The organism is Streptomyces sp. TAA486, assembly GCF_000426165.1.
The window spans coordinates 330,756-354,230 of sequence record NZ_KE384503.1 but is presented as its reverse complement, the minus strand read 5'-3'; the positions used below and the strand labels follow the sequence as shown (position 1 = coordinate 354,230).

The window sequence follows — 23,475 nt, the reverse complement described above, 5'->3', positions numbered from 1 at the left end:
CCGGTGCCGGGCCGGAGGTCTGCGTACTCGGGACCGAGTAGGGCGAAGTACTCCCGCCGTCAGACGCGGCGACCCGCGCCCGCCCGTCACCGTGTGAGCATGCCTCAGCTACCGCGCCTGCCGCGCCCCGCACGCAGAGCCTTCCTCGTCGCGCACGTCACCGTCTCGGTCGGCTGGCTCGGCGTCTCGCTGTGCCTGCTGGCCCTCGCGATCGCCGGAGTCCGCGATCGGGATGCCGTCGCCGGACCCTCGTCCATCGCCATGAAGCTCTTCGCCGACTGGCTGCTCGTGCCCGTCGCGCTGATCTCCCTGGGCACCGGACTCGTGCTCTCGCTGGGGACGTCGTGGGGGCTCGCCAGGCACCGCTGGGTCTGGGTGAAGTTCTGGCTGACGCTGGCCGCGACCGGCCTGACCGTCTTCGCCTTCGAGCCCGGCGCGGACGAGGCGGCGGCGGGAAAACCTGTCGCCGGGCGGAGGTCCCGTCAGCCAGCCTGAGTACGTGACGACGACTCCTGGGCCATCGCTGCCCCGCTCCCTCGGAAACAGGCTCCGGGATCTTCCCGTCCGCCGCCTCGGTAGCGCCGACCTCGCAGCCTGTTCCGACCTCGCGCAGAGCCGGGGATGGGGGCGCGAGGAACACAAGTGGCGGCTGCTGCTCACATCGGGCCGGGGGTACGGCGTCGAGGCGCCCGACCGCCCCGGAACCTTGATCGGCGCCTGCGTCCTCACCTCGTACGGCGCCCTGGCCACGACAGGTCCGGGTCCGGACCTCGACCCCGGTGCGGGCGCGGCGTGCGTCGGCATGATGCTCGTCGCGGAACGCTGCGAACGGCAGGGCCTGGGCCGCCGGCTGATGGAACACGCCGTCGCCGAAGCGGGCGACGCCCTTCTCTTCCTGTACGCGACCGACAACGGCAGGCCCCTCTATGAGCGGCTCGGCTTCCGTGCGGCAGGCACCGTCACCTCGCTCAGGGGCAGATTGCTCCCCGCCGACGGACAGTCCGACGCGGCCGACGGCCCCGCCCCGTACGTACGTCCCGCGACAGCATCGGACCTGTCCGCCGTACGCGCGCTCGACGCTGACGCCTTCGGGGCCGACCGCGGCCATCTCCTGGACCGGCTCCCCGGGTTCGCGGACCGCCTCGTCGTGGCGGACGGGGGCGACGGATCGGTCCGCGGTTTCGCGGCCGCCTGGCCGAACGGCCCCGGCGGCACCGTCGTCGGACCCGTCGTCGCCCGGGACACGGCGACCGCCCAGGCCCTCGTCCGCGACCTGGGCGAACACACCGCGGGGGACATCCGCCTCGACATCGACGCCCGGCACGAGGGCCTGGAGACGTGGGCGCGCCGCCGGGGCCTCGAGGGCGGCTGCCTCTGCACCCTCATGACCCTCGGCTCGCGCTCCGGCCTCCTGGGGGACGCCTCCCGCCGCTTCGCGCCCTACTCCGTCGCGCTCGGCTGAACGACACGGGCCCGGTGCCGTGCGCCACCCGTCGCAACGACTCGCGGTGAAGGGGAAGTTGAAGGAGCCGGAACGGCGGCAGCGCGGCGTTCGAGCAGCGCCGACAGCACTGCCAGCGCGAGAGCCGACGCGGCGAGCAGCGCACCCACCCAGTTCGGCGAGGTGACTCCGGCTCCCGCGTCCAGGACGAGACCGCCGAGCCAGGCCGCGAGCGCGTTGCCCAGATTGAAGGCGCCGATGTTGACGGCGGAGGCCAAGGTGGGGGCGTCCGCGGTCTGGTCGAGCACCCTCTTCTGCAGCGGCGGAACGGTCGCGAAGCCGAACGCGCCGACCAGCGGGAGCGTCACCGCCGCGGCCACCTTGTCGTGGGCCGTGAAGACGAAGAGCGCCAGGACGACGGCGAGCGCCGACAGCGCAGTGAAGAGCAGCGGCATCAGCGCGCGGTCCGCGAGCCGTCCGCCGACGAGGTTGCCCGCCACCATGCCGAGTCCGAAGAGCACGAGAAGCCATGTGACGGACGCACTCCCGTAGCCGGCGGCATCCGTCATCATCGGCGCGATGTAGGTGATGGCGGCGAAGACCCCGCCGAAGCCGAGGACCGTCATCCCCATGGCGAGCAGCACCTGCACGTTGCGGAAGGCCGCCAGCTCGCCGCGTACGCGGGAGCCGCCCGCGGGGTGAGTCGCACCGTCCGGGCCTCCTGCCCGCCCGGCGGGTACGAGGGCAGCGATGCCCAGCAGCCCGAGCACTCCCAGCCCGGCGACCGCGGCGAACGTGACGCGCCAGCCCAGCTCCTGGCCCAGCATCGTGCCCGCCGGAACGCCCACCACGTTGGCGACCGTCAGCCCCGTGAACATCATCGAGATCGCGGCGGCCTTGCGCTGCGGTGCCACCAGGCCCGCCGCGACGATCGACCCGATCCCGAAGAAGGTGCCGTGGGCGAGCGACGCGATGACGCGGCCGGTGAGCATCACGCCGAAGACGGGGGCCGCGGCCGAGACCACGTTGCCGACGATGAAGAGGCCCATCAGCAGCATCAGCATCCGCTTGCGCGGGACGCGGGCACCGAGCACCGCGAGCAGCGGAGCGCCGACGACGACGCCGAGGGCGTAGCCAGTGGTGAGGTAACCGGCCGTGGGGACGGAGACCCCGAAGTCGTCCGCGACCTCGGGAAGCAACCCCATGATCACGAACTCGGTGGTCCCGATTCCGAAGGCGCCGAGGGCCAGCGCCAGTAGAGCGAGCGGCATGGTGAGCCCTTCACAGTTGCATGCGTACGTCGTTAACCGGCGTAGACAATAATTGCAGACGCTGACTATTTGCAAGCGCGGGCTATTTTGCGAGTGGACTATCCTGGGCCACCGGAGGCGGCCCATGGAACGGGACGCCGCCCCGAGGCGACCGCCCTCCCGCCCCGCACGCCCGTCCCGCAGAGGAAGCAGAGGAGCCATGTCACGACCGGACCCCGGCCTGGCCCAGGGCTGGTGCGCACTGTCCGCACTGCATGGCCGCATCGAGGCCCGCATCGAGCGCGCGCTTCAGGCCGAACACGCGCTGAGCGTCCGGGAGTTCTCCGTCCTCGACGTGCTCAGCGAGCAACACGGAGGCGAGGGCGGCCACTTCCGCATGAACCAGCTCGCGGACGCCGTCGTCCTCAGTCAGAGCGCCACGACCCGGCTCGTCAACAGGCTCGAGGAGCGCGGCCTGCTCACCCGGTACCTCTGTCCCGACGACCGCCGCGGCATCTACACCGACGTCACAGAGGCGGGCCACGCCCTGCTCAAGTCGGCGCGGCCCACGAACGACGCCGCCCTGCGCGAAGCCCTCGACGCGGCGGAGGAACGCAGCGAACTGGCGCCCCTCGTACGGGCCGTACGGGCACTTCGGCCGGCGACGTGACGAGCGGCCCGCCGGGGACGGACGCCGGTGAGCACGGAGAGCCCGGCACGCAAGAGGCCCGGGCCGGGAAGAAGCACACGGCCGGTAAGTAGCGTGCGGTGAGGGCGAGTTCGCCGCGAAAACCGGCGTCATCACCCCAGACCCCGCACACGTACGCGGTTGCGCACTTTCCCACCGAGTCCAACCTCTGGCCAATACCGGGGCGTAAGCTGCGATCATGAGCACCGGGACCCCCTCCACGCCGTCGTCACCGGCACCGGCACCGGAGCCGGTCACCATGCGGCGAGCGACAGCCGACGACGTACCGGCCCTCGTGTCCATGCTCGCCGACGACCCCCTCGGCGCCCAGCGCGAGAGTCCCGACGAGACGGCCGTCTACCGCGAGGCGTTCGACCGCATCGACGCGGACCCGCACCAGCACCTCGTCGTCGCGGAGCGCGACGGGCACCCCGTCGGCACCCTCCAACTCACCCTCATTCCGGGCCTGTCCAGGCGGGGTACGACCCGCGCCCTCATCGAAGGGGTCCGCGTACACGCGGACGCGCGCGGCGACGGCCTCGGCTCCAGGCTGATCCAGTGGGCCATCGAGGAGGCCCGCCGCCAGGGCTGCGCCCTCGTCCAGCTCACCTCCGACGCCACCCGCATCGAGGCCCACCGCTTCTACGAACGGCTCGGCTTCGAGGCGTCCCACCTGGGCTTCAAGATGCAGCTCTGACCGTCGCGACGGCCAGGCGTGCTCCGCTCATGTTCGGTTCGAATCGCAAGAACGATCGCAATTCGAGCGTGTCTTCACATTGCGGGCCTCGTTGACCCCGGTAGGGGTGGGGATCAGCAGGGATGCCCATCCATGTCCGGGTCCGCCCGGAAGGGAGGGGTCACATGGTGCACGAGGGCGCACTGCTGGAATCGCGGACGCTGCGCGCGTCCGTCGCGGAACGAACCGAAGTACTCGACAAGGTCAGGGTTCTCTCGCTTCTGCCGGACGGTCTGCATGTGACAACGCGGATGGTGGCCGACTACTTCGACGTCGGCGAACGCACCGTCAACAGGCTGATGCAGCGGCACCGCGACGAACTGACCGACAACGGCATGCGTACGCTGCGAGGCCCTGAGCTGGAGCTTTTCAAGAGAGACACCTTGTCTCTCTTTCCTGAGAGTTATCCACAGCCCCGCTCCAGCCTCGCTCTCTTCACCCGCCGAGCCGTTCTCAACATCGCGATGCTGCTCCGCGACAGCGAGGTCGCGCGGCGGATCCGTACCTATCTGCTCGACGCCGAACACGCCCACCGCGCCGCGTCGACGGCACTGCCCGGGCCTTCGCACGTGGACGATTCCGTTGTCCACAGCCTCATCGCCTGGCTCGACCGGCGCATCGCACAGACCGTAGCCGAGCAGCCGCTGCAGGGGCCCGCGGTCGACGAGACGCGGGTGAGGCAGCTGGCGGAGGAGACCGTGCGCGGCGTCCTCGGCCGGACCATCGTGCCCCTCCTGAACCAGGCGATCGAGTCCCAGCGTGAGCTGCGCCTGCAACTCGCGGAGAACGAAGCGGAGATGGTGCAGCTGCGGCGAGTCCTGCGCGAGCACGAGGCGGCGGGTTCCATGGCGGCGCTGGACGCCATGGACGGCCGGGAGTTCAAGCGGCACATCGCCTGGCTGTGCCGGCGGGACGGCTGCGAACAGGTCACCGTCACCGGCGGGCACGGGGGCGCCGGTGCCGACGTGCTCGGCCGCACGGCCGACGGGCGCCGCCTCGTCGTCCAGTGCAAGGCGCGCACACCCTCGTCGAACATCGGGTGCGCCGATGTCCGGGGGTTCATCGGCATGGCCAGGGCCGAGTACGAGGCCGACGTCGCTCTGCTCGTCGCCACGGCACCCTTCACCCGGGACGCCCTGCTGATGGCCGCGCGCGACGAGGTGACCGCCGTCCACCGCGGTCTGCTGGAAGCGTGGAACAACGGCGCGAAGCTGCGCGTGCTGGAGTGAGCGGGCCGGAGACCCGCGCCCCCGAGTCACGCCGCCGTTCGGGACTCAGGCACAGGCCCGGCTCAAGTCCCCTCTGCCGTACCGGTGTCCGGCAGAGCGACGTCCCCCGAGCCGGTCCTCTCCCCGCAGGACGTGCACACGATCCCGGCGTCCAACTGCCCGCCGCAGCTGTGGGTGAAGACCGTCGGGCCCACCGGGGCGCCGGGCACCCACCGCATGCCCCAGCGCATGAGGCCGAGCATGGCCGGGGCGAGCTCCCGGCCGGCCTCGGTGAGGTGGTATTCGTCGCGCGGCGGACGCTCCGAGTACCGGACTTTCCGCAGCACCCCGCCGTCGACGAGCGTGCGCAGCCGAGTGGCGAGCACGTCGCGGGGAGCACCGGTGTTGCGGACGATGCCGTCGAAGCGGTGCACGCCGTAGAACACCTCGCGCAGAGCCAGCAGCGACCACTTCTCGCCGACGACGTTCAGCGCCGAAGCCAGCGAGCACTCCCGCGGATTCACCTCTCTCCTCACCATGCGGCAATCCAACCAGGCACATGGTTGGTAAATCAAACCTCCGTGCTAGGGTCCACCCGACCAGTTGGTTGCCAATTCCAACTCACCTGTTTCCCGGAGGACTTCGTGCACACCGCCGCGCTCGCGCTCACCGCCCTTGTCGCCCTTCTCCACCTGGGCTTTCTAATACTGGAGATGTTCCTGTGGCGCACACCGCGCGGCCGGGCCGTCTTCGGGACCACGCCGGAGTTCGCCGAGCAGTCGGCGTCGCTGGCGGCCAACCAGGGCCTCTATAACGGCTTCCTTGCCGCGGGGCTGATCTGGGGCCTCGTCGCGCAGGAGCCGACCGGCCCCCAGGCGCGAATCTTCTTCCTGTGCTGCGTCATCGCCGCGGGCCTCTACGGCGCGCTGAGCGTCAGCCGACGCATCCTCTACGTGCAGGCCCTCCCCGCCGCCGCGGCCCTCGCCCTCGCACTCGCCTCCTGAAGGCGGCGGCGGTCCCATCTCCCCTTCTCCGGTGCGCAGTTCGCGGGCCAGCACGGGGCCGACAGCAAGCCGCCGGCCCCGCCGGGTCACCTCTCTTGGAGTTCCGAATTCGTCATCCTGAAGCGGGACTTGTTCTCCTCGGTGATCCATCTGCGGATGCCGGCCTTCTCCGGCACACGGACGGAGGCCGGGTTCGACAGCTCCACGTCGGCGAACACGGTGTGGACGCCGGGCGCCGCAAGGGCGAACCCGGCGAGGGCCGGCTCGGCTTCAGGTGCATGGCCTCGGCCGCGACGGGAGGCCACGATGCCGTACCCGGTCTCGAGGATTCCCGCGCTGGGCGGCCGGAACAGGCGTCGGCGGCCTCGCACAGGAGCACCCCACGAGGCGGGCACCGCCTACGGCCTCGCTCAACAGCTCACGCCAGACCGGCGCTTCACGCGCGGCGCGGCCGGACGACCGGTCACGTCGGCTCGAGCACGAAGACCGGGATCTGCCTGTCGGTCGTCTGCTGGTACTCGGCGTACGACGGGAAGGCCGCGACGGCTCGCTGCCACCACTCGGCCCGCTCGGCCCCCGCCGCCTCGTGTGCGACGTAGTCCTTCGTCACGGTCCCGTCCTGCAGCGGGAACTCGGGATGCTCCTTGATGTTGTAGTACCAGCCGGGGTGTTCAGGAGCGCCGCCCTTGGACGCCACGACCGCGTACTTGCCGTCGTGCTCCACCCGCATCACGGGGGTGTAGCGCAGCTTGCCGCTCTTCGCGCCGCGAAGGGTCAGCAGCACGATCGGCGCACCGCGGATCTCGATGCCCTCGGTGGTACCGGCCTCAAGGATCTTCCGCGTCTGGTCCCGCACCCAGTCGACGGGGAGGAACTCCACGGTCTCATCAGACATGGCTGTGGCAACGCGCCTCGAGCCGCTCTCATTCCCGCCGGGCCGGAGGCTGTCGCCAGGACTTGCCGAGATCCACGGGAGCCGAGTGGTGTGTGTTGTTCAGGGGTATGGCGGAAGGGAGCGGTGGCAGGAAGAACGTTCTTCCGGGCACGCGAGGGACCGCGTGGGCGTTCCAGGCGGCCAGGCGTGTCATGCACCGGACATGGACGCGTCCGTGGGATGCGTCGAGAAGAAAGGCGCCGAACGCCATGAACAGATCCGCCTCCCGCGGCTTACTCCGCACGAGCCTCGCCTTCCTGGGTGCCGCAGTGGCGTCCATTTCGCTGAGCACCACGGCGAGCGCGGCCGTACCCGCGGGGATGTCGCATGACGCTCCGGCCGGGGCGCGTGCGGACGCCGCGCACGGCTGCGCCGTCGTCTGGTTCGATCTCGGCGAGACCCTGGTGCACACGGCCGAGGACTCCAGCACCAGCTACATGCCCGGAGCGGCCGCCTATCTGCGCGAACTGCGGGAGCGGGACATCGAGGTCGGGCTGATCACCAACGTGCCGTCCTCCTGGGGCGAGACGGACGCCGAGCGTGCGGCGGCCCTGAAGAAGGAGGTCGACAAGACCTGGAAGGGGTCGACTCCCTTCGCCTGGAAGGACTTCGACGACCGGATCCTCACCCCGCGCACCGAGGCGGAGCGCAAGCCGGCGCCCGCCCTCTGGGAGCGTGCCAAGGCGGACGCGAACGGCTGCCGCCTCGTCTACGAGGCCGAGACCGCGGAGGAGACAGATGTCGCCGCCTCCCTCGGCTACGTGGCGTACCAGACCGGGCAGCCCTCCCGGCCCGCGTATCTCCCCGCCCGCGTGATCGAACACCTGGCGCACGGATCCTGACGCCCGCGGGCCTCGACCACGGCCGCAGCCTGCAAGCGCCGTCGTGCCTCCCACACGCCCGCTCCCTCTCCGAGGGGGCGGGCGTGTGCCCGTCCTACACGCCGGCCTTGGGGTGTGCGTCCTCTTTCGAGTGCTCCGCCCCGGCCGCGCCCGGACCGGCCCGGTCGGCCTTCTCCCGGCCGACGCCCGCCTCCTCGCTCCCGTCGGAAGCGCGCCGCAACACCCCGCTGCGCAGGACCAGTTGGAAGGCGCCGAGCAGCACGGCGGTCGCCAGGGCGCTGTGCCAGAGCAGGGCGTCCAGGTGTCCGGCGGACAGGTAGGCGCCGACGGCGACGGCCGCCAGTGCGCACACTGCGCGGTCCACGATCGACTCGACCGACAGGATCGTCGCCCTCGGGGCGTGGGCGGGCACGGCGTCGTTGACCAGCTTGCGCTGGATCGGGTAGGCGAAGCCGGTGGCGGCGGCGAACAGGCAGAGCAGGGCGACGACCGTCCAGGGACCGCCGAGGGTGATGCCCGCCAGGGTGCCCGCGAGGGCGAGGCTGAGAACGGAGACCCAGGCCACCGGTGTCAGGCGGCGGCCCAGCCACTGGGGGCGCGCCGAGCCGATGGCCTCCGCCACCGTCATCGCGGCGAGCACCCCGCCGTGCGAAGCCTCTCCGATGCCGTGGTCCAGCAGGATCGGCTGGAAGAGGTTGACCTGGCAGATCCGGGACAGCGTGAAGACGGCCACGCCCTGCACCATCACGAGTGCCAGCCACGGCGAGGAGGCGATGCTGCGCAGCGCGGCCTTCGCGTCGCCCAGCGAAGTGGCGCGCCCGCGGCCGCTGTTCGCGGCCCGGGATGCCTTCCTCGTCGCGCCGGACGAGGTCCTGCCGTCCGCCCCGGCGGGGGCCGCCAATCGGGGCAGAGCCACGACGCAGGCCAGGGATCCCGCCGCGCTCACGGCGCTCAGGACGTACGGCGCAGGATGGGCGACCGCCATCAGCGGCCCGACCAGTGGCCAGCACACAACCTTCGCGGCGAGTCCGAGCGCCCGGGCCGTGCCCTCCGCCTTCAGGTAGTGCTCATCGCACCGCTCGGCGCGCAGCCCGTCGTACAGGTAGGCGCTGGCAGCCCCCGAGGTGAGGGAGCGCCCCGCGGCGATGGCGAGGAAGTGGACGAGGAACCCGCTGTACGAGGCGCTGAACACCGGGGCGAGATTCGCCGCCGTCATCACGACGGCGCCTGCCCGCAGGCAGTTGCGGGCGCCGATGCGGTCGGCGATCAGACCCGTCGGGATTTCGAAGAGGCAGAAGGCCACGTAGTAGATGCTCTGGATGCCGAAGATCTGACCGTCGGAGAGCCCGGCGTCCTTCTGGTAGGCGTAGAAGACCGGCATCCACCACAGCAGGTTGAACAGCAGCTGGAAGCCGTAGTTGAGCCGGATGATGCGGCGGGCCGTGCGGGTCAGGGCCGTGGCCGGCGGCCGCGCGGCCGACCGCGGGAGGCGGGCCCTCACAGCGCGTACGGGCGGATCTGGACCAGGCGGAAGTCGCCCTGGTCGGTCAGCAGCCACTCGATGTCCAGGGGCTCGTCCACCTCGGGTGCGCTGAAGTGGGACTGCAACAGCCGCCCGGTCAGGGAAAGATCCGCGAGCCGGGCACGCATGCCGGCGGACAGCCCCTCGTTCCACGAGCCGAGTGCGACGGTGCGGCCGCCGCCCTCGACGGTGTTGTAGAGGTACTGCTGCGGCAGGACCGCTCCCTCGACGACCTGCTCGGGGGAACCCGGCGAGCAGTTGAGGTAGACGTTGCGGAAGTCCTCGCGCCGGGTCGGGTTGCAGGTCACCAGGACGCCGCCGAGCGCAGCGGGGACGTACACCTGGATGATCACGCCCATGTACGTGTCGTCCAGGGATATGCCCACCTGGTGGCGGAGCCGCACGCTGCGCGGTGAGAGCAGGGAGGCCCACACCTGCCGCACGGCGTCGGGGAGTTCGTCGATGCCGCGGACCGTGGTGACGGAGTCGTAGACGCCGGCCGCGGAGAAGCCCGGGAGGTCCTCGGCGTTGGAGGAGGAGCGCACCACGAGGCGGCCGCCCTCGGCGAGCCGGTCGGGGAAGGCCCGGGTGATCTCCCTGGCGACCGGCTCGGGTATCGGCGTGTGCCTGATCAGCTGCTGGATCTGCAGGCAGAGCGAGTCGAGGACGTCGGTCGCGTCGAGTTCGAGCGCCATCTTCAGCTTCCCGATGCCCTGTTGGAGCGCCGGGGAGGACGTGAGGAAGCGCTGCTGGAGGGAGAACGGCAGGGCCACGCCCTCGGGGGCCTCGACCGTGTCCGCCACGAAGGAGGTCGCAGCGGCGCGGAGTTCGGCGGCGGAGGGCGTGACGAGGCCGAGCCGTGACGCGAGGTGCCCGTACAGGTCATCCCGCGGCGGGCGAGGACGACCGTAGAAACTTGTGAGGTCGGCCGTCCGGCTGTCGAGGACGTGGTGCAGCTCGCCGAGGTTGGCCGCCTTGGTGCCGTAGCGGTCCCGGTCGGCGCTGCGCAGCCGGTGCAGGGAGAGTACGGGCGCGTCCTCAAGTCCCGGCGGTTCCAGCCGGATCCGCTGCTGGTGCCAGGCCGGGGCCCGCAGCTCGGGAGCCTGCGCCAGCCGCTCCAGGGTGATCTCGTCCTCGCGGACCCGGTAGCGGACCCATGCGCCGTCCAGGCCGTCCTTCTCGACGAGCTGTTCCAGGTCGCGGACGATCGCGTTCGGGATGCCCCATCCGGAGGCGAGGACGTTGGTGTGGGACAGCGGGGTGATGGGCGCGGTGTTGACGAATCCGGCCACGCGCTGGACGTCGTCCGGCAGGCAGGGCATGGCGACGATGTCCGACCAGCCGAGTTCGCCGGCCGCCGCCTCGTACTCCTCGACGGTGCGGAACCAGCGCAGCCGGCCCGTGGCTTCCCCCAGGTTGAGCGGTGACCGGTTCCTGGTGCCGAAGAGTTCGTGGCTGAGGATGCGCGGCACCAGCTGCTCGCTGATCGCGGCCAGCTCCTCCTCCTGCCCGTGGTTGGCGGGCTTGAGCAGGAGAGGCAGCCTGCCGTCGACGCGCTCCCGGACGAAGGCGTGGAAGTACTCCAGCAACTCCCCGTGCATGGTGTCCGCTTCGGTCGTCTCCAGCACGAGAAAGGTGCGCTCGCGGCCCTCCGCGTCCTCGTCGGTGTGCAGGGAGAGCACCCCGAGCAGGAAACGGCGTTCGGGGTCCATGTAGACGGAGGCGTTGAACTCATCGAGAGCGGCGTCGAGTTCGGCGAGGTCCATGCCGAGGACGCGGGTCGCGATGTAGTTGACGTGGAAGGGGTGCGCGGCGGTGTCGAGCAGGTGCCAGGTGGCCTCGGCGCGGTCGACGACGACCTTGAGGTACGAGTGGCCGGCCAGTACCCCGGACAGCGTGCGGAACAGGGGCAGCGAGAGGTTCTCGCCGACAACGGTGCGGTCGATGGCGGGTTCCGGGGCGCCTGTGGAGAGCGGGGCGGTGCTCACGCGGCGACCCCCTCGGGCTCCGTGGCCGGCCGGACCCGGGAGTGGGCGGCGGGCGCGGGCTTCGACCCGGCGGGAGGGGCGGGCACGGCGGGCGGCAGCACGGCGGGCAGGGCGTCCACCAGGGTCGTGAAGTCGCGGAGCACGGTGCGCGCGTCGGCGGCGGAGAGCAGGCACAGTGCCGCCATGGTGTTGGCTCCGCCGACGGGGTCGTAGACCGGCACGGTGCTGCCGTCGGGCAGCGAACTCTCCGGAACCACCGAGAGGTTGCTGCCCTCGCTCAGTGCGACGGCCTCCTTCGCCACGGGGAAGTCCCAGACCCTGCGGTCCCGCCAGGCCTCGCCCTGACCGTCCACCGCGAGGACGACGAGGGAACCCGCCGCTCCCCGCGCCTGCTCGGGGCCGAGGGCCCGCTCGGGCCAGTCGACCGGGCGGCCCAGGAGGTGGTCCACGAGCATGCCGACGAGGTCGAGCCGGAAGACCTCCTCGATCTGCGGGACGGTCATCGCGCCGCCGAACCGGGCCGCCGTCTCGATCAGCCACATGCGCCCGCCGGCGCCGAGCTTGATCTCGGTGTGCGTGCCGCAGTCGCGCAGGCCGAGAGCGTCCACGGCCTCCCGGGCAAGGGCGACGACGCGGTCCTGGAGGTCGGCCGGGAGCAACGCGGGGGTGATGCTGGCCCGTTCGGTGAACGGCTCCACCGTGGGCATCCGTCCGCTGACACAGACCGGGTGGAAGACGCCGTCGGCCACCACGCCCTCGACGCTGACGTAGTCGCCCCAGCCGGGCTCGTCGAACCACTGCTCAGTGGTCCCTGTGACGATCTGCTCGACCACGAAGTGCGCGTCCGCTTCGGCCACATGGAGTTCGGCGAATCCCAACTGAGCGGATTCGGTCATCACTTCACGCGATCGCTGCCAGGCGGCGTCGGCCTCCTGCGGGGATTCGATGATCTGGTGGGCGGTGGAGCCCGCGCTCCAGGCCGCCTTCAGCAGCATGGGGACGGGCAGGGTGGCGGCGGCCTCGTGGAGGTCCGCCTGCGTCGCGACCGGGCGGAACTCCGGCTGCGGCAGGCCGCGCCGATGCCAGGTGTGCCGCATCATCCGCTTGTCGCGGGCGAGCGCGGCGGCGTCTCCCGGCCCGGCGAGCCCGAGCGACTCGCATGCCTCGGCGACGGCCACGACGGCGTACTCGGAGAAGGTGAGCACCGCGTCCGCACCAACTGCCTCCGCCCGCAAGACGATCAGCGAGACCAGGTCGCCCAGCTCCGCTTCGCCGGGCGTCACGACCGATGCGCACAGCCCTTCGGCGGACGCCGCGATCGCGGACGGAAGCGCGCTGAGCGCCAGCAGATGCACTTCCGCTCTCGCGGCCGCCCGGGAGAGGACGTGACCGAGCGGCGGACCACCCTTGGCGTGCACCAACAGCACTGTGCTCACTGGAGTTCGTCTCCCATCGCTTGTCCTGTTCGAGGCCCAGAGCGATGGCTCGGCCCCGCTGACCGGCCGCCGACCCGGTCCCTCCCTGCCCTCGGACCGCGACCGGGGCACAGGATTGCTCAACGCGCGTAGATCACGGCAGGTAACCGGCGGCACACTCAAGGGAATCAGACTGTGGATCGCGGAAGTGCCGCGGAAGCCGGGCACCGGTCAGGCAAATGCCAAAGTCGCGGACATCGCAGAGCAATGGTGAACGCTGATGATCACATCCGGGCGCCTCCCCGGGGATGCGCCCACAATTCGCAGTCGGCCGGAAACCGGGCATGGGCGGTACCCGCAGGGGATAGGCATCGCGGTGCCACCTCCAGCCGGACGGTGGAAACGCGGACGGAAAGGCCTTCGTGGACGATTCCGGTATCAAGGCACTGCTGGAGCACCTCCCCGTCTCCTGGTGGGAGGCCGACGAGCAGTGGCACCTCCTGGAGAAGGGCGGCGGCGCCTTCGCCGACCAGCCCACCGCACAGCGCTTCCTCGACCGCATGCGCCAGGAGATGGCCTCGCCGGGACACTCCCTCCAAGACGGCCACTGTCTGGTCCACTTCGACGGCCGGAACTTCGACGTGCGATGGCCACCGGACGAGAGCGGGGTCCAGGGCTGCACCCGCGGACTCGCGGTGGAGGCCGACGCACAGCCCGCGGGCGGCCGCCGCTATGCCGCCTTCGCGGAATTCGCCGACTTCGCACCGGCCGCGGCCTTCATACGCGACCCCGACGGGTGCTACCTGTGGGCCAACCACTCCTACGCCCACCTCTACGGCACCACACCCGAGCGGGTCGTCGGCAGCCGCATCGAGGACTTCGACTCCCCCTCCGACGCCGCACAGTTCCGCGCCCTGGACCAGGAGATCCTCAACAGAGGCAAGCCGGTGCGCCACACCTTGAGCTATCACCGCTCGGACGGCATCACAGGCCAGGCCGTCGGCCACCGCTTCCCCGTCCAGGAGAACGGCCAGACCTGCGTGGCGGGGATCTACGTCGACATCACCGAGCACACCCGCGCCATGAACCAGCGCCGGGAGGCCGAGGAGAACCTGCGGGCCCTGCGCGACCACAGCGGTCTGCCCTGCGCGCTGCTCTCCGTCAACGGCCGCATCGAGCAGGCGAGCACGGCCACCGCCGAGCTGTTCCGCATACGCCTGTCCGACCTCCTCGGACGCCGCGCGCACACACTGCTCGCCGCCGCGACCGACCTGCGCCAACTCCGCCTCGCATGGGAGGGGTTGATAACCCGCCGCGTCAGACGCGTGGAAACCTCCGCCGTGCTCCTCGATGCCCAGGGCCGCCAGCGCCGCGCGCAGCTCCACCTGACCACGGTGGGCCGGTCCGCAGGCCGCGCCACCCACGTGTGGGCCGTCGTCATGCACCAGGGCCTCGCCCACGATGCCCACTCCCCGCTCACCGCCGCTCAGATCCGCATACTGTCCCTCCTCGCGGAGGGCAGCACCAACGGCGAGATCGCCACCTCGCTGAAGCTCTCCCGGCAGGCTGTCGACTACCACATCAGCCGGCTGCGCGACCTCCTGGGCGCCGCGACCAGACCTGCCCTCGTCGCCCGTGCGTACGTCCTCGGCATCCTCGCCCCCCATGCCTGGCCCCCGCGCCCGGCCCCGACAGCCCACCCCCTCAATTCCCCTTGAGGCGGGCGGTCGTTCAGCGGGTCGCAAGGCCGCTGCCGCATGAGCGCTGCTGATCTTCGGCCGGGGTGCGGCGGACGCTGAGACCTGTTCGGTGTGAGCCGGTTCGTGTAGACGCGTGACCCATCACCTGCTCTGGCGAAAGTGACAGTGACGCAGGGCCCCGCACTGCCAGGCAGTGTCCGGCGGATCAGGTGACTGTCGGGCGAGACGGTCAGGACAGACGCACGACGAGGCTCGTGCGGCCGTCGGAGGAGCCCGCCGTGGCGACGACCTCCTGCCCGCGAGCCGTGGCGACGATCCGGTACGGCACCGGCTTTCCATCGATGGTCGCGGAGCTGACCTTCGCCCCGCTCGGCAGCACATGCCCGACTGACAGGGCGGAATCCAGGCCGTGCCGGGTGACGGTGGTGGTGAGGGTCTTCCCGGAACGAGTGGCGCGGACGTCGACCGACCCCTTCGCGAGACGGATGTTGCTGCCGGCCACACGATCCTGACCCGCCGGCACCTGTGGGATCACCGAGAGCCTGTCCCGCCCCATGTCGGGGGCCACGCCGAGCTGATGGTGCACCACCGGCCAGAGGACGCCGTAGGCGCCCCACGCCTGCAGCACCATCGAGCGGTCCGTCAGGTGACGGTCGATGTTCGGGGTGAAGTCGGGACTCGGCGCGATCTCCGGCATGGCACCGGGCATCTCCCAGACCGATGGGTCCAGCTGGATCCGTGCGTTCGCCGTGGTGTACCGCTGCTGCTGGTCCTTGCCCAGCCGGCCGTAGTTGCCCTCGGCGACGGCCATGATCCCGGTGTTGAGCGAGTAGGAGGTCCGCTCGCTCTGCACGGCGGAGACCGCACTGTCGCACGACGGGCCCTTGTTGCCGCCCTCCGCCGACGTCGGTCCCGTTCCGGTGTGGAACAGCCCGAACTCGCCGGAGTAGCAGTCCTGCTGGCGCCTGTCCAATGCGGTTCCGCCGTGCTCGACCGGCGCCAGAGGCACGGTTGGCTCGCCGGGGCGGACCATCTCCGCGTCCATGGGGGTCACACCGATCCAGTGCCGCTGGAGGATCGGGCTGTTGGACGGATCCTCCAGCGAGTCGCCGTACTGGTCGGTGTCCCCACCGGCCCACCAGGTCTTGTCGAACTTCTTCTCCAGCTTCTCGGCGCGGCCGTTCGCCCAGGCGGCGGTCTCGGAGTCGTCCTTGCTGCGGGCCATGTCCGCGAGGTCCCGGAAGCCGCGCATCGTGTACACGGCGTTGTCCAGCTTCTCCGGTCCCATGCCCGGCCGCTCGACATTGCCGGTGCCCTCGGGCCATCCGTCCCCGTCGTCGTCGAGTGTGCGATCGATGTACTTCATGTTCCGCACGCTGAAGCCATACAGATCATCACGGAAGCCGTCGTCGCCGGTCCACCTCCACAGCAGGGCGACCGCACTCGGGAACTTCGCTGTCTCGTCGGTGTTCCCGGGGTCGTCGTTGGCGCCGTAGTAGACCGAGCCGTCCGGTGTCATCTCGTGGATGACCTTTCCGCTGCGGTCGTTGATGACCTCGCTGACGTCCCTCAGGGACCGCAGATGTCCCTTGATGTCGTCGAACTGTCCCATCGCGACGGAGGCGAAGGCCGTGTACTCGCCGTCGGTGCCGAACATCCAGGGATAGTCCGGCCAGCCCGCGCCGAGCCAGCGGGCGGAGGGCAGGGTGCCGCTCGGCTCCGGGTACTGCTTGCCCTCACGTGTGCTGCGCAGCTGCAGGTCCCGTGACTCCTGGGCGGAGTCGGCCAGATTCTGCTTCGACCATTCCACGCTGCGCTGCAGGCGCTTGTCGCCGGGGAGGTCGACGGATGTGTGGGCAGACATCGCGCGGCGTTTCTCGATCTTGTCCTTGAGCAAGCCGAGCGGATCGGCCAAGGCCTTGTCGTACTGGGCGCGCGCTTCGTCCGGGCCCTTGTCCGAGCCGGCTACGGCGAACCACAGAGTCGTGGGGGCGTCGCTGTCGAGCTTGACCCGGTAGGTCAGCTGCCCGCCCGTGCCCTTGCCGAACGAGCTGTCGTCGCATGTGGCGGGCTTGTCGCCTTCGGTCGGGCAGATGGCCGGGTCGCTCTGCGGGCCGCGGAAGTCCGGCCCGAGCTTGTGTGTGTTCGCGGTCATCTTGGCGCCGACGACGGCCGCGTAGTCGTGCGGCGTGGCGTTGGGGGTCGCGGGTGTTCCGGTCTCACGGAAGGAGAGTGCGTTTCCGTCGAAGCTGCCTTTGTCGGGGAGGTTGAAGTCCGACTGACCGGGCGTGGTCCAGCCCCAGGGGTAGGCGTTCATCAGTTCCGAGTGTGCGTCGAGGGAGAGGGTCACCTCGGCGTTCTGCCGCGCGCTGAGCGTGAGCCCGACAAGTCCGGCGCGCAGACCGTCCGGCGCGAAGTCGGTGCGGCTGGCGCTGATGCCGCCACTCGGGGCGTAGTCGACCCGGTTGTAGCCCCATCCGGAGGTGAACTTGGTCGCCTTGGCCTGCTTGCCCAGCCACGCGTCGTCCAGGCCGAACCACATGCCGTCGAGCAACTTGATCGGCTGGGTCCACATGCCGCCCATCTCGCCGGTGGTGTGCCACCCGGCGGCCGGATAGAGGCCGTCCTCGGTGCCCATCGAGTAGAAGCGGTCCCCGACCGTGAGCGAACGGCGGTCGGGCAGGCGCTCGGTCTCGGAGAGCTCCGACGAGCGAGGTAGCGCCGCGTCGTGCGTTGCGGAATCGGGCTGGGCGAACGCAGCAGGGGCGAGCCCACCCGTCAGGAGAATGCCGATGGCCGCCGTCATGAGTGCGATCCGTGGTCGCATGATCACCGCCAGATTCGGCATCTTTCCGTCGGTTCATCCGAAATCATCGCGACACTGACGGATTTGAATGTACGTACGGTTGGGCGACGACAGTCAACTCACACTCAGGTGCGGCGTCAATCGCGCGGAGCGGACATTCTGTGCGGAAACTGAGCGTGAGAGTCGAACGGCCCCTGTGCATACCCCGGCCCGACGTCCCTGCCACTGGTTGCACGGCTGCGGGGTCAGGTCGCGGTCCTGCGGGTGGAGACAGGCCAGGTCCGGCGGTGCGAGCGGCGGCGGCCGGCTCAAACTCCCCGTCGGAACTGCGGAATGCGTCAACCATGTGAACCAGGTGCAGGCGGGTCAGCCTCCGTAAAGCCAGTCGATGTGCCGGTAGTCGGCCGGGTCGCGGTCTTTGAAGAGCCGGTTGCGCAGTGTCCGCGCGAAGCCGTCGACGTGCCAGGTCTCGCCCCACACCCGGGCAGCGGACTGGACGCGGGCTGTCCGTTCCGTGCGGCTGCTCTCGAATGCGCTCAGGACGCGCGGCCAGTCCGGGCCGTCGCTCCCCGCGCCCTTCGCGGCCTCTGTTGCCAGGCACTGTGCGTCCTCCAGCGCCTGGCAGGCGCCCTGGGCCAGGTACTGGAGCATCGGGTGGGCCGCGTCACCGGTGAGAGCGAGCCTGCCGTCGACCCAGGTGCGTATCGGATTGCGGTCGTACATGGGCCAACAGCGCTCCCGCCAGAGAGACTTCAGCCCGCGCTGGACCTCTTCGCAGGCGCCGCTGAACGCTGCGTCGAGTTCCTCCGCTCCTCCCCACTCGCTCTCCCCGCGGTGGAACGCCGGCGACTCGAAGACCGCGACGGTGTTGAAGATCTCGCCGGAACGAAGCGGGTATTGCACCAGGTGGCAGCCGGGGCCGATGTGCACCACCACGTCCTGCAGGGCGTCCTGCCCGAGCTGGTCGGCCATCTCTGCGACGGGGAACGCGCCGCGGTAGGCGACGTAGCCGGATGCGATCGGCTCGTCGTCGCTGAGGCGGGCCCTCAGAGCCGAGCGCAAGCCGTCGGCGGCGAGGGCGAGTCGGGCACGGTGCCGGGTGCTGCCGGTGTGCACCACCGCGTGGCTGTCGTCGGTCTCCACATGGTCGACCTCGTGGTCCGGGACCAGTTCGACTCCGGCGCGTTCGCACGCCGAGACGAGGACCTTCAGCAGGTCGCTGCGATGGATCACGACGTACGGTGCGCCGTAGCGCTGCCGGAAGCCGTCGTCCAGTGCCAGGTGCGTGAGTTCCGTGCCGTCGAGGGCGTCCCTGAACACCAGCCGCCGTGGCAGCACTCCGAGTTCGATGACCTCGTCCAGCAGGCCCCAATCACGCAGTACGCGGGTCGCGTTGGGAGCCAGTTGGAGCCCGGCGCCGATCTCGGTGAAGTCGGGTGCTCGCTCGAGTACGCGGACGCGGTGTCCGGCCGAGGCGAGGGCGTATGCGTTGCCCAGCCCCGCGATCCCTCCGCCGGCGATGACGACGTCTGTCTCGTTGTCCGCTGCTGCGTTCACGATTCGTTGTCCTCTGCGGGAGCTTCTGTCAGAGCCAGGGGCCGAGCTGCGGTGCCTCGGCTGTGCGTCCGGTGAGCCAGGAGGCGAGCGCGGCCGCATCGCCGCTCGTGCAGCGCTTCTGGGCGACATCGGCCACCAGGGCGGTGTTGAGATCGTCGGGAAGGTCCGAGAAGCGTGTACCGGCGTCCAGGTCGACAGCGTGGATCGCTACTTCGCGGGTGCGCATCCACACGACCTCGCGGGCAGGGACGGTGCGGCCCTGGGCGGTGACCACCTCGTGGTTCCACGCCGCCTGGGGCAGCTGGTCCATGGCGGTCGCCAGCCGCTCGGTCGAGTCGTGCAGCAGCTGGCGAAGTTCCGGTGGCGGAAGCGCTGCACCGTGCTCGATCTCGGACGCCCGCTGCTCCGGCCCCTCGTACATCGGCGTCCGCTCACCGGTGCGGGCCCAGTGCAGCAGGCGCAGCAGCGCCTCGGCGTTGAAGTGCACGTGCGCGACGATGTGGGCGCGCGACCAGCCGGGCAGTGCCGTGGCCTCGGCGAACTGCTCGTCGGACAGCTTTCCGACGGCGGCCAGGAAGAGTTCGGTGCTGTGGTCCATCCAACCGCGTACGGTCATCGGGCAACCCTCCGCGCGACGTTGTCGAGCCGGCCGATTCCGCTGATCTCCGTGACGAGACGCGAGCCTTCGGTGAGATAGCGGACCGGCTTGCGCGCATGCCCGACGCCGCCCGGGGTGCCGGTGGCGATCACATCGCCGGGGCGGAGCGTGAGCACGGTGGAGATGTAGCGCACCAGGTCGACAGGCGGGAAAACGAGGTCGGAGGTGTCCGCCTTCTGCACGATCTCATCGTCGACGGAGCAGCTCATGGTCAGCTCGGGCGCCACCGTGCCGGGCAGTTCATCCGGGGTCACCAGTACCGGCCCGACAGGGGTGGAGTTTTCGAAGGTCTTGCCCTGCAGCCACTGCTTGGTGCGGTACTGCCAGTCGCGCATGGTGACGTCGTTGAGCACGGTGAACCCGGCGATCGCCTGCTCGGCCCGCGCCGCGTCGGCACGGCGCACCGGGGCGCCGATGACGACCGCCAACTCGGCTTCCCAGTCGACCTGTTCGGATTCGGGGGCCAGTTCCACGGCGTCCCGGGCGCCGATGAGGGCCTCGGCGTACTTGCCGAACAGCGTGGGGTGTTCAGGCAGCTCGCGGCCCATCTCCAGGATGTGGTTGCGGTAGTTCAGGCCGACGCACACGATCTTTCCTGGGCGTGGCACCACAGGCGCGAAGTCGGCTCCGTCGAGGGGGATTTCTTCGCCCCTTGCCGATGTTGCGAGGTCGTGCCAGCCGGCCTGTGCGAGGAGGGCGCCGACATCGGTGAAGTCCAAGTCGACGCAGCGGTCGGCTTCGACGCGGACGGCGAGGGTGCCTCGGGCGGTGCGGAGAGTGGCGAGTTTCAACGGTCGCTTCCTTCTATGTGGATACGGGACTGGTGGAGCCGGTCGAAGATCGGGGTGTCGCTGAACCGGAAGAGGTCCACGCCCTCGTCGGTGGCCAGGTTCAGCGGCTGCCAGGACGGAACGACGAAGAGGTCACCGTGCGCGGCCGTCCACTCGCTCTCACCTACGCGCACGGTGCCGCTTCCGTCGAAGACCTGGTAGACGGACGAGCCCACCTCGCGGCGGGTGGCGGTCTCGGTGCCCGGGCGCAGCCGGTGGAACTCGGCGCGGATCGTGGGCATCACATCTCCGCCGGTGGTGGGGTTGGTGAAGCGCACTGCGGCGTGACCGGGTTCCAGGACGCCCGTGTATCCCTCCTGTTCCAGGGCGAGTTGATCGCGCAGGGCGCGGTCGGTGTTCTCCCAGCGGTACGCGGCGACCGGGGAACTGGGGTGTTCGGTGCCCGCCGCGGAGACCGGTGTCAGGCCCGGGTGGGCCCACAGTCGTTCGGACCGGGACAGCTCAGGGGTGCCGCGGTCGTCGACCTCGTCGGGGCCGAACTCGAAGAACGTCGATCCGGTGTAGTGCGCGAAGGGGATGTCCAGGCCGTCCAGCCAGGCCATCGGTGCGTCGCTCTGGTTGTGGTGCCCGTGGAAGCGCCAGCCCGGGGTGAGCAGGAAATCGCCGCGGCGCATGGCGACCGGGTCGCCGTCGACGACGGTCCATACCCCTTCACCCTCGACCACGAACCGGAAGGCGTGCTGGGTGTGCCGGTGCACCGGTGCGTCCTCACGGGGACCCAGGTACTGGATCGCCGCCCACAACGTCGGGGTGACGAACGGGGCACCCTCCAGACCCGGGTTGGCCAACGCGATCGCCCGCCGCTCCCCGCCTCGGCCGACCGGCACCAGCTCCCCGGCGCGCTCGGCCAGCGGCAGCAGATTCTTCCAACGCCAGGTGTGCGCAACGGCCTTGGCCCGGGGATGCGGTGGCATGAGATCACCGATCTCCGTCCACAGCGGCACCAGCAGCTCCGATTCGAACCCGCCGTAGAGCGCTTCGAGCTCCGGGGTGCGCTCCGGCTGACCCGGTGCGTCCGTGGCGGTGATGTGCACCGGTGCAGTGGTCATCTCAGGACTCCTTCACTGTCGCTGGAGGACTTACGGGGACGGCGGCCGTCCGACAAGCGGGACGTACGCGGGAAGGCGAACAACAGGCCGCCCGCTGCCGCGGCGGCTACGGAGAAGACAAGGAAGTTGGAGTCGACGCCGAGACCCGCTGCCAGCAGCCATCCGCCCGTCTGTGGTGCGAGTACGGCGCCGATCCGGCCGAAAACCGAGCGAGAAGCCGAGGGCGGTGCCGCGCAGCCGCGCCGGGTAGTGGTCGGCGATGGCGGCGATGATCAGGCACTGGGTTCCGTGGGTGCCGACGCCCGCGAGGACGAGGGCGCCATAGGCCCCGTACGGGCCGGGGTGAAGCAGCAGTACAGCGAGGCCGAGGGCCGCAAGGGCTGCTGCGGTCACCGCGGTGGTGAGCGGGCCGACGCGAGTTCCGGCCCAGGCCGTCAGCAGGGAGCCCGCGACGGCGCCGAGATTGAGCGCGAGCAGGAAGGTCAGGGAGGAGCCGAGGTCGAAGCCGGTCTCCACCATCAGCTGCGGCAGCCAGGTCGCCGGCCCGTACCAGGCGAACAGCGTCGCGACGGTCGCGAGTGAGAAGAGCGCGGTGGCGCCCGTACTGGTCGGCGAACCTGCCGGCGAACACGGCGCCGATCAGCATTCCTGCGAAGGCGAGACTGCCGAGCAGTCCCGCCTCGGACTCGGTCAGGTCCCATCCCGGCTCTGTGAGCAAGCGGGGCAGGACAGTCCCGTAGACGATCAGATCGTAGCCGTCGAAGACGACGATCATCCAGCACAGGGCGGTCACCAGGGCCGCACCCCTGCGCGGGACCCCGGTGCGCTCCCGGTGTTCGTGAAGCGGCTCATGGACCGAGCTTGGACTCGATTCCGTCTTGCGGGATAGCCTTTTCTGTCATGAAGAACAAGCCGCCTTATGCCATCGGCTCCGTCGACCACGCGCTCCATTTGGCACAGCTGCTTCAGCAGGAGGGGCCGCTACGTGTGACCGATGCAGCCGACCGGCTTGAGGTGTCCCGCTCCACGGCTCACCGGCTGCTGGCCATGCTCGTCTACCGGGACTTCGCCGAGCAGATCGACGACCGGCGATACCGGGCGGGACCCGTACTGCGTCCCGCCGAGGCCTCCGAGGCACCGGTGGCTCTGCTGCGCAGGGTCGCTCAGCCACATCTGCAGACGCTGGTCGACCGCGTAGACGAGACCGCGAACCTGACGGTCCTCGCTGGCACAGAAGTACGGTTCCTCTCGACGGTCGAGTGCGGCGACCGCATCCTGCGGGTCGGTGACCGGGCGGGCCGTGCCCTCCCTGCTCATCTGGCGTCCGGAGGGAAGGTTCTGCTGGCCGCGCTGGAGGCCGAGGAGCTGGACCGGCTGTACGAGCCGGCGGACGCGACCATCGATCTCGCCCAGCTCCGCCGAGAGTTGACGCTCATACGCAAACGCGGCTTCGCCATCAACGACGGACTGACGGAGACCGGACTGACCGCCGTCGGCATGGCTGTGCGCGACGACAGCGGTCAGTCCGTCGCGGCCGTCTCGGTCGCCGCGCCCTCCGCACGTTTCGACCAGCAGGTGCTCCCGGTCTGGGTGGCAGCGATGGCTGTCACCGTCACCGGGATCGGACGCGATCTGGCTGCAGCCGACGGGTAGTTGACGTACTCGGCCGTCGGCGGCGGCGTGGGCGTCGTCAACATCTCTTCCGACGGAGGGCCGCCGGCGCTCGCCGACACTCTCGCGAGTGACCAGTTCACGGGCGAGCCAGCCGTGCTGTTCGTAGACGTCCCGGCGGATCACCAGCGTGTGCGGGCGTTCCGTGGAAGTCG

General features: G+C 70.4%; 22 protein-coding genes. 9 read left to right on the top strand and 13 right to left on the bottom strand.

The features are described from left to right. Window positions 1–99: 99 nt before the first annotated feature. Window positions 100–495, top strand: coding sequence for a hypothetical protein (locus tag I004_RS36905; protein WP_051345573.1), 396 nt, complete (start codon window positions 100–102; stop codon window positions 493–495). A gap of 4 nt (window positions 496–499) precedes the next feature. Continuing rightward, on the top strand, window positions 500–1,462 hold the full coding sequence (locus I004_RS0129365) for a GNAT family N-acetyltransferase (RefSeq protein ID WP_486580604.1): 963 nt from the start codon (window positions 500–502) through the stop codon (window positions 1,460–1,462). Here the strand turns inward: I004_RS0129365 and I004_RS36900 are convergent. After that, window positions 1,441–2,712 (bottom strand): MFS transporter, encoded by a 1,272-nt coding sequence (locus I004_RS36900; protein ID WP_051345572.1) that lies wholly within the window; start codon window positions 2,710–2,712, stop codon window positions 1,441–1,443. The genes I004_RS0129365 and I004_RS36900 overlap by 22 nt on opposite strands. Window positions 2,713–2,911: 199 nt before the next feature. On the opposite strand from I004_RS36900, the gene I004_RS0129355 reads away from it, so the two are divergent. The 3 genes from I004_RS0129355 (at window position 2,912) to I004_RS0129345 (ending at window position 5,344) form a co-directional block, all read left to right on the top strand. Beyond that, a complete protein-coding gene (locus tag I004_RS0129355; protein WP_028438399.1) occupies window positions 2,912–3,361 on the top strand; it encodes a MarR family transcriptional regulator in 450 nt (149 codons plus the stop codon). Between the two features lie 217 nt (window positions 3,362–3,578). Beyond that, a complete protein-coding gene (locus tag I004_RS0129350; RefSeq protein ID WP_051345571.1) occupies window positions 3,579–4,076 on the top strand; it encodes a GNAT family N-acetyltransferase in 498 nt (165 codons plus the stop codon). Between the two features lie 164 nt (window positions 4,077–4,240). After that, on the top strand, window positions 4,241–5,344 hold the full coding sequence (locus tag I004_RS0129345; RefSeq protein ID WP_028438397.1) for a restriction endonuclease: 1,104 nt from the start codon (window positions 4,241–4,243) through the stop codon (window positions 5,342–5,344). Window positions 5,345–5,406: 62 nt separating this feature from the next. Here I004_RS0129345 and I004_RS0129340 read toward each other — a convergent pair whose 3' ends face one another. Continuing rightward, the gene (locus tag I004_RS0129340) at window positions 5,407–5,862 is read right to left on the bottom strand and encodes a winged helix-turn-helix transcriptional regulator (protein WP_028438396.1); all 456 of its coding nucleotides are present in this window, start codon (window positions 5,860–5,862) and stop codon (window positions 5,407–5,409) included. Window positions 5,863–5,967: 105 nt separating this feature from the next. On the opposite strand from I004_RS0129340, the gene I004_RS0129335 reads away from it, so the two are divergent. After that, entirely contained in the window at window positions 5,968–6,327 is a 360-nt protein-coding gene (locus tag I004_RS0129335) for a DUF1304 domain-containing protein (protein WP_028438395.1), read from the top strand. A gap of 86 nt (window positions 6,328–6,413) precedes the next feature. Here the strand turns inward: I004_RS0129335 and I004_RS36895 are convergent, their stop codons facing one another. Together I004_RS36895 and I004_RS0129325 are read right to left on the bottom strand one after the other, a co-directional pair. After that, window positions 6,414–6,698 (bottom strand): GNAT family N-acetyltransferase, encoded by a 285-nt coding sequence (locus tag I004_RS36895; RefSeq protein WP_486580600.1) that lies wholly within the window; start codon window positions 6,696–6,698, stop codon window positions 6,414–6,416. Window positions 6,699–6,790: 92 nt separating this feature from the next. Beyond that, entirely contained in the window at window positions 6,791–7,222 is a 432-nt protein-coding gene (locus tag I004_RS0129325; protein ID WP_037978242.1) for a nitroreductase family deazaflavin-dependent oxidoreductase, read from the bottom strand. A 248-nt stretch (window positions 7,223–7,470) separates the two neighbouring features. Here I004_RS0129325 and I004_RS0129320 point away from each other — a divergent pair, with 248 nt between their 5' ends. Continuing rightward, window positions 7,471–8,103, top strand: coding sequence for an HAD family hydrolase (locus I004_RS0129320; RefSeq protein ID WP_028438393.1), 633 nt, complete (start codon window positions 7,471–7,473; stop codon window positions 8,101–8,103). Between the two features lie 94 nt (window positions 8,104–8,197). Here the strand turns inward: I004_RS0129320 and I004_RS36890 are convergent, their stop codons facing one another. The 3 genes from I004_RS36890 to I004_RS0129305 are packed head-to-tail and all read right to left on the bottom strand — an operon-like array spanning window position 8,198 to window position 13,049. After that, window positions 8,198–9,604, bottom strand: a complete 1,407-nt coding sequence (locus I004_RS36890) for an MFS transporter (protein WP_078511905.1) — start codon at window positions 9,602–9,604, stop codon at window positions 8,198–8,200. Then, entirely contained in the window at window positions 9,601–11,613 is a 2,013-nt protein-coding gene (locus I004_RS0129310) for a PEP/pyruvate-binding domain-containing protein (protein WP_028438392.1), read from the bottom strand. Before I004_RS0129310 ends, I004_RS36890 begins: the two co-directional genes overlap by 4 nt. Further along, window positions 11,610–13,049 (bottom strand): ATP-grasp domain-containing protein, encoded by a 1,440-nt coding sequence (locus I004_RS0129305; protein WP_028438391.1) that lies wholly within the window; start codon window positions 13,047–13,049, stop codon window positions 11,610–11,612. Before I004_RS0129305 ends, I004_RS0129310 begins: the two co-directional genes overlap by 4 nt. A gap of 401 nt (window positions 13,050–13,450) precedes the next feature. Between I004_RS0129305 and I004_RS0129300 the strand changes: the two genes are divergently transcribed. After that, window positions 13,451–14,746, top strand: coding sequence for a PAS domain-containing protein (locus tag I004_RS0129300; RefSeq protein ID WP_028438390.1), 1,296 nt, complete (start codon window positions 13,451–13,453; stop codon window positions 14,744–14,746). Window positions 14,747–14,957: 211 nt separating this feature from the next. Here the strand turns inward: I004_RS0129300 and I004_RS36885 are convergent, their stop codons facing one another. The 6 genes from I004_RS36885 to I004_RS38720 all read right to left on the bottom strand — a co-directional run bounded on the left by I004_RS36885 (window position 14,958) and on the right by I004_RS38720 (window position 22,168). Beyond that, entirely contained in the window at window positions 14,958–17,534 is a 2,577-nt protein-coding gene (locus I004_RS36885; protein WP_199779485.1) for a glucosidase family protein, read from the bottom strand. 366 nt (window positions 17,535–17,900) lie between these two features. Beyond that, a complete protein-coding gene (locus I004_RS0129290; RefSeq protein ID WP_051345570.1) occupies window positions 17,901–19,091 on the bottom strand; it encodes an FAD-dependent oxidoreductase in 1,191 nt (396 codons plus the stop codon). 28 nt (window positions 19,092–19,119) lie between these two features. Next, window positions 19,120–19,707 (bottom strand): maleylpyruvate isomerase N-terminal domain-containing protein, encoded by a 588-nt coding sequence (locus tag I004_RS0129285; RefSeq protein WP_028438388.1) that lies wholly within the window; start codon window positions 19,705–19,707, stop codon window positions 19,120–19,122. Continuing rightward, a complete protein-coding gene (locus I004_RS0129280) occupies window positions 19,704–20,540 on the bottom strand; it encodes a fumarylacetoacetate hydrolase family protein (RefSeq protein WP_028438387.1) in 837 nt (278 codons plus the stop codon). The genes I004_RS0129285 and I004_RS0129280 overlap by 4 nt, the downstream gene beginning before the upstream one ends. Next, complete coding sequence (locus I004_RS0129275) at window positions 20,537–21,649, bottom strand: cupin domain-containing protein (RefSeq protein ID WP_037978239.1); 1,113 nt, start codon at window positions 21,647–21,649, stop codon at window positions 20,537–20,539. Before I004_RS0129275 ends, I004_RS0129280 begins: the two co-directional genes overlap by 4 nt. 30 nt (window positions 21,650–21,679) lie before the next feature. Beyond that, complete coding sequence (locus I004_RS38720; RefSeq protein ID WP_028438385.1) at window positions 21,680–22,168, bottom strand: hypothetical protein; 489 nt, start codon at window positions 22,166–22,168, stop codon at window positions 21,680–21,682. A gap of 381 nt (window positions 22,169–22,549) precedes the next feature. Here I004_RS38720 and I004_RS0129265 point away from each other — a divergent pair, with 381 nt between their 5' ends. Beyond that, window positions 22,550–23,302 carry an IclR family transcriptional regulator domain-containing protein gene (locus I004_RS0129265; protein WP_028438384.1) on the top strand — a complete coding sequence of 251 codons (753 nt, stop codon included), beginning with the start codon at window positions 22,550–22,552 and terminating at the stop codon, window positions 23,300–23,302. Window positions 23,303–23,475: the final 173 nt, after the last annotated feature.

Coding starts and splice junctions, on each gene's coding strand:
- I004_RS36900 (WP_051345572.1), bottom strand. CDS start 2,712: ATGCCGCTCGCTCTACTGGCGCTGGCCCTCGGCGCCTTCGGAATCGGG.
- I004_RS0129285 (WP_028438388.1), bottom strand. CDS start 19,707: ATGACCGTACGCGGTTGGATGGACCACAGCACCGAACTCTTCCTGGCC.
- I004_RS38720 (WP_028438385.1), bottom strand. CDS start 22,168: ATGGTGGAGACCGGCTTCGACCTCGGCTCCTCCCTGACCTTCCTGCTC.
- I004_RS0129340 (WP_028438396.1), bottom strand. CDS start 5,862: ATGGTGAGGAGAGAGGTGAATCCGCGGGAGTGCTCGCTGGCTTCGGCG.
- I004_RS36905 (WP_051345573.1), top strand. CDS start 100: ATGCCTCAGCTACCGCGCCTGCCGCGCCCCGCACGCAGAGCCTTCCTC.
- I004_RS0129350 (WP_051345571.1), top strand. CDS start 3,579: ATGAGCACCGGGACCCCCTCCACGCCGTCGTCACCGGCACCGGCACCG.
- I004_RS0129275 (WP_037978239.1), bottom strand. CDS start 21,649: ATGACCACTGCACCGGTGCACATCACCGCCACGGACGCACCGGGTCAG.
- I004_RS0129325 (WP_037978242.1), bottom strand. CDS start 7,222: ATGTCTGATGAGACCGTGGAGTTCCTCCCCGTCGACTGGGTGCGGGAC.
- I004_RS0129265 (WP_028438384.1), top strand. CDS start 22,550: ATGAAGAACAAGCCGCCTTATGCCATCGGCTCCGTCGACCACGCGCTC.
- I004_RS0129355 (WP_028438399.1), top strand. CDS start 2,912: ATGTCACGACCGGACCCCGGCCTGGCCCAGGGCTGGTGCGCACTGTCC.
- I004_RS0129345 (WP_028438397.1), top strand. CDS start 4,241: ATGGTGCACGAGGGCGCACTGCTGGAATCGCGGACGCTGCGCGCGTCC.
- I004_RS0129320 (WP_028438393.1), top strand. CDS start 7,471: ATGAACAGATCCGCCTCCCGCGGCTTACTCCGCACGAGCCTCGCCTTC.
- I004_RS36885 (WP_199779485.1), bottom strand. CDS start 17,534: ATGACGGCGGCCATCGGCATTCTCCTGACGGGTGGGCTCGCCCCTGCT.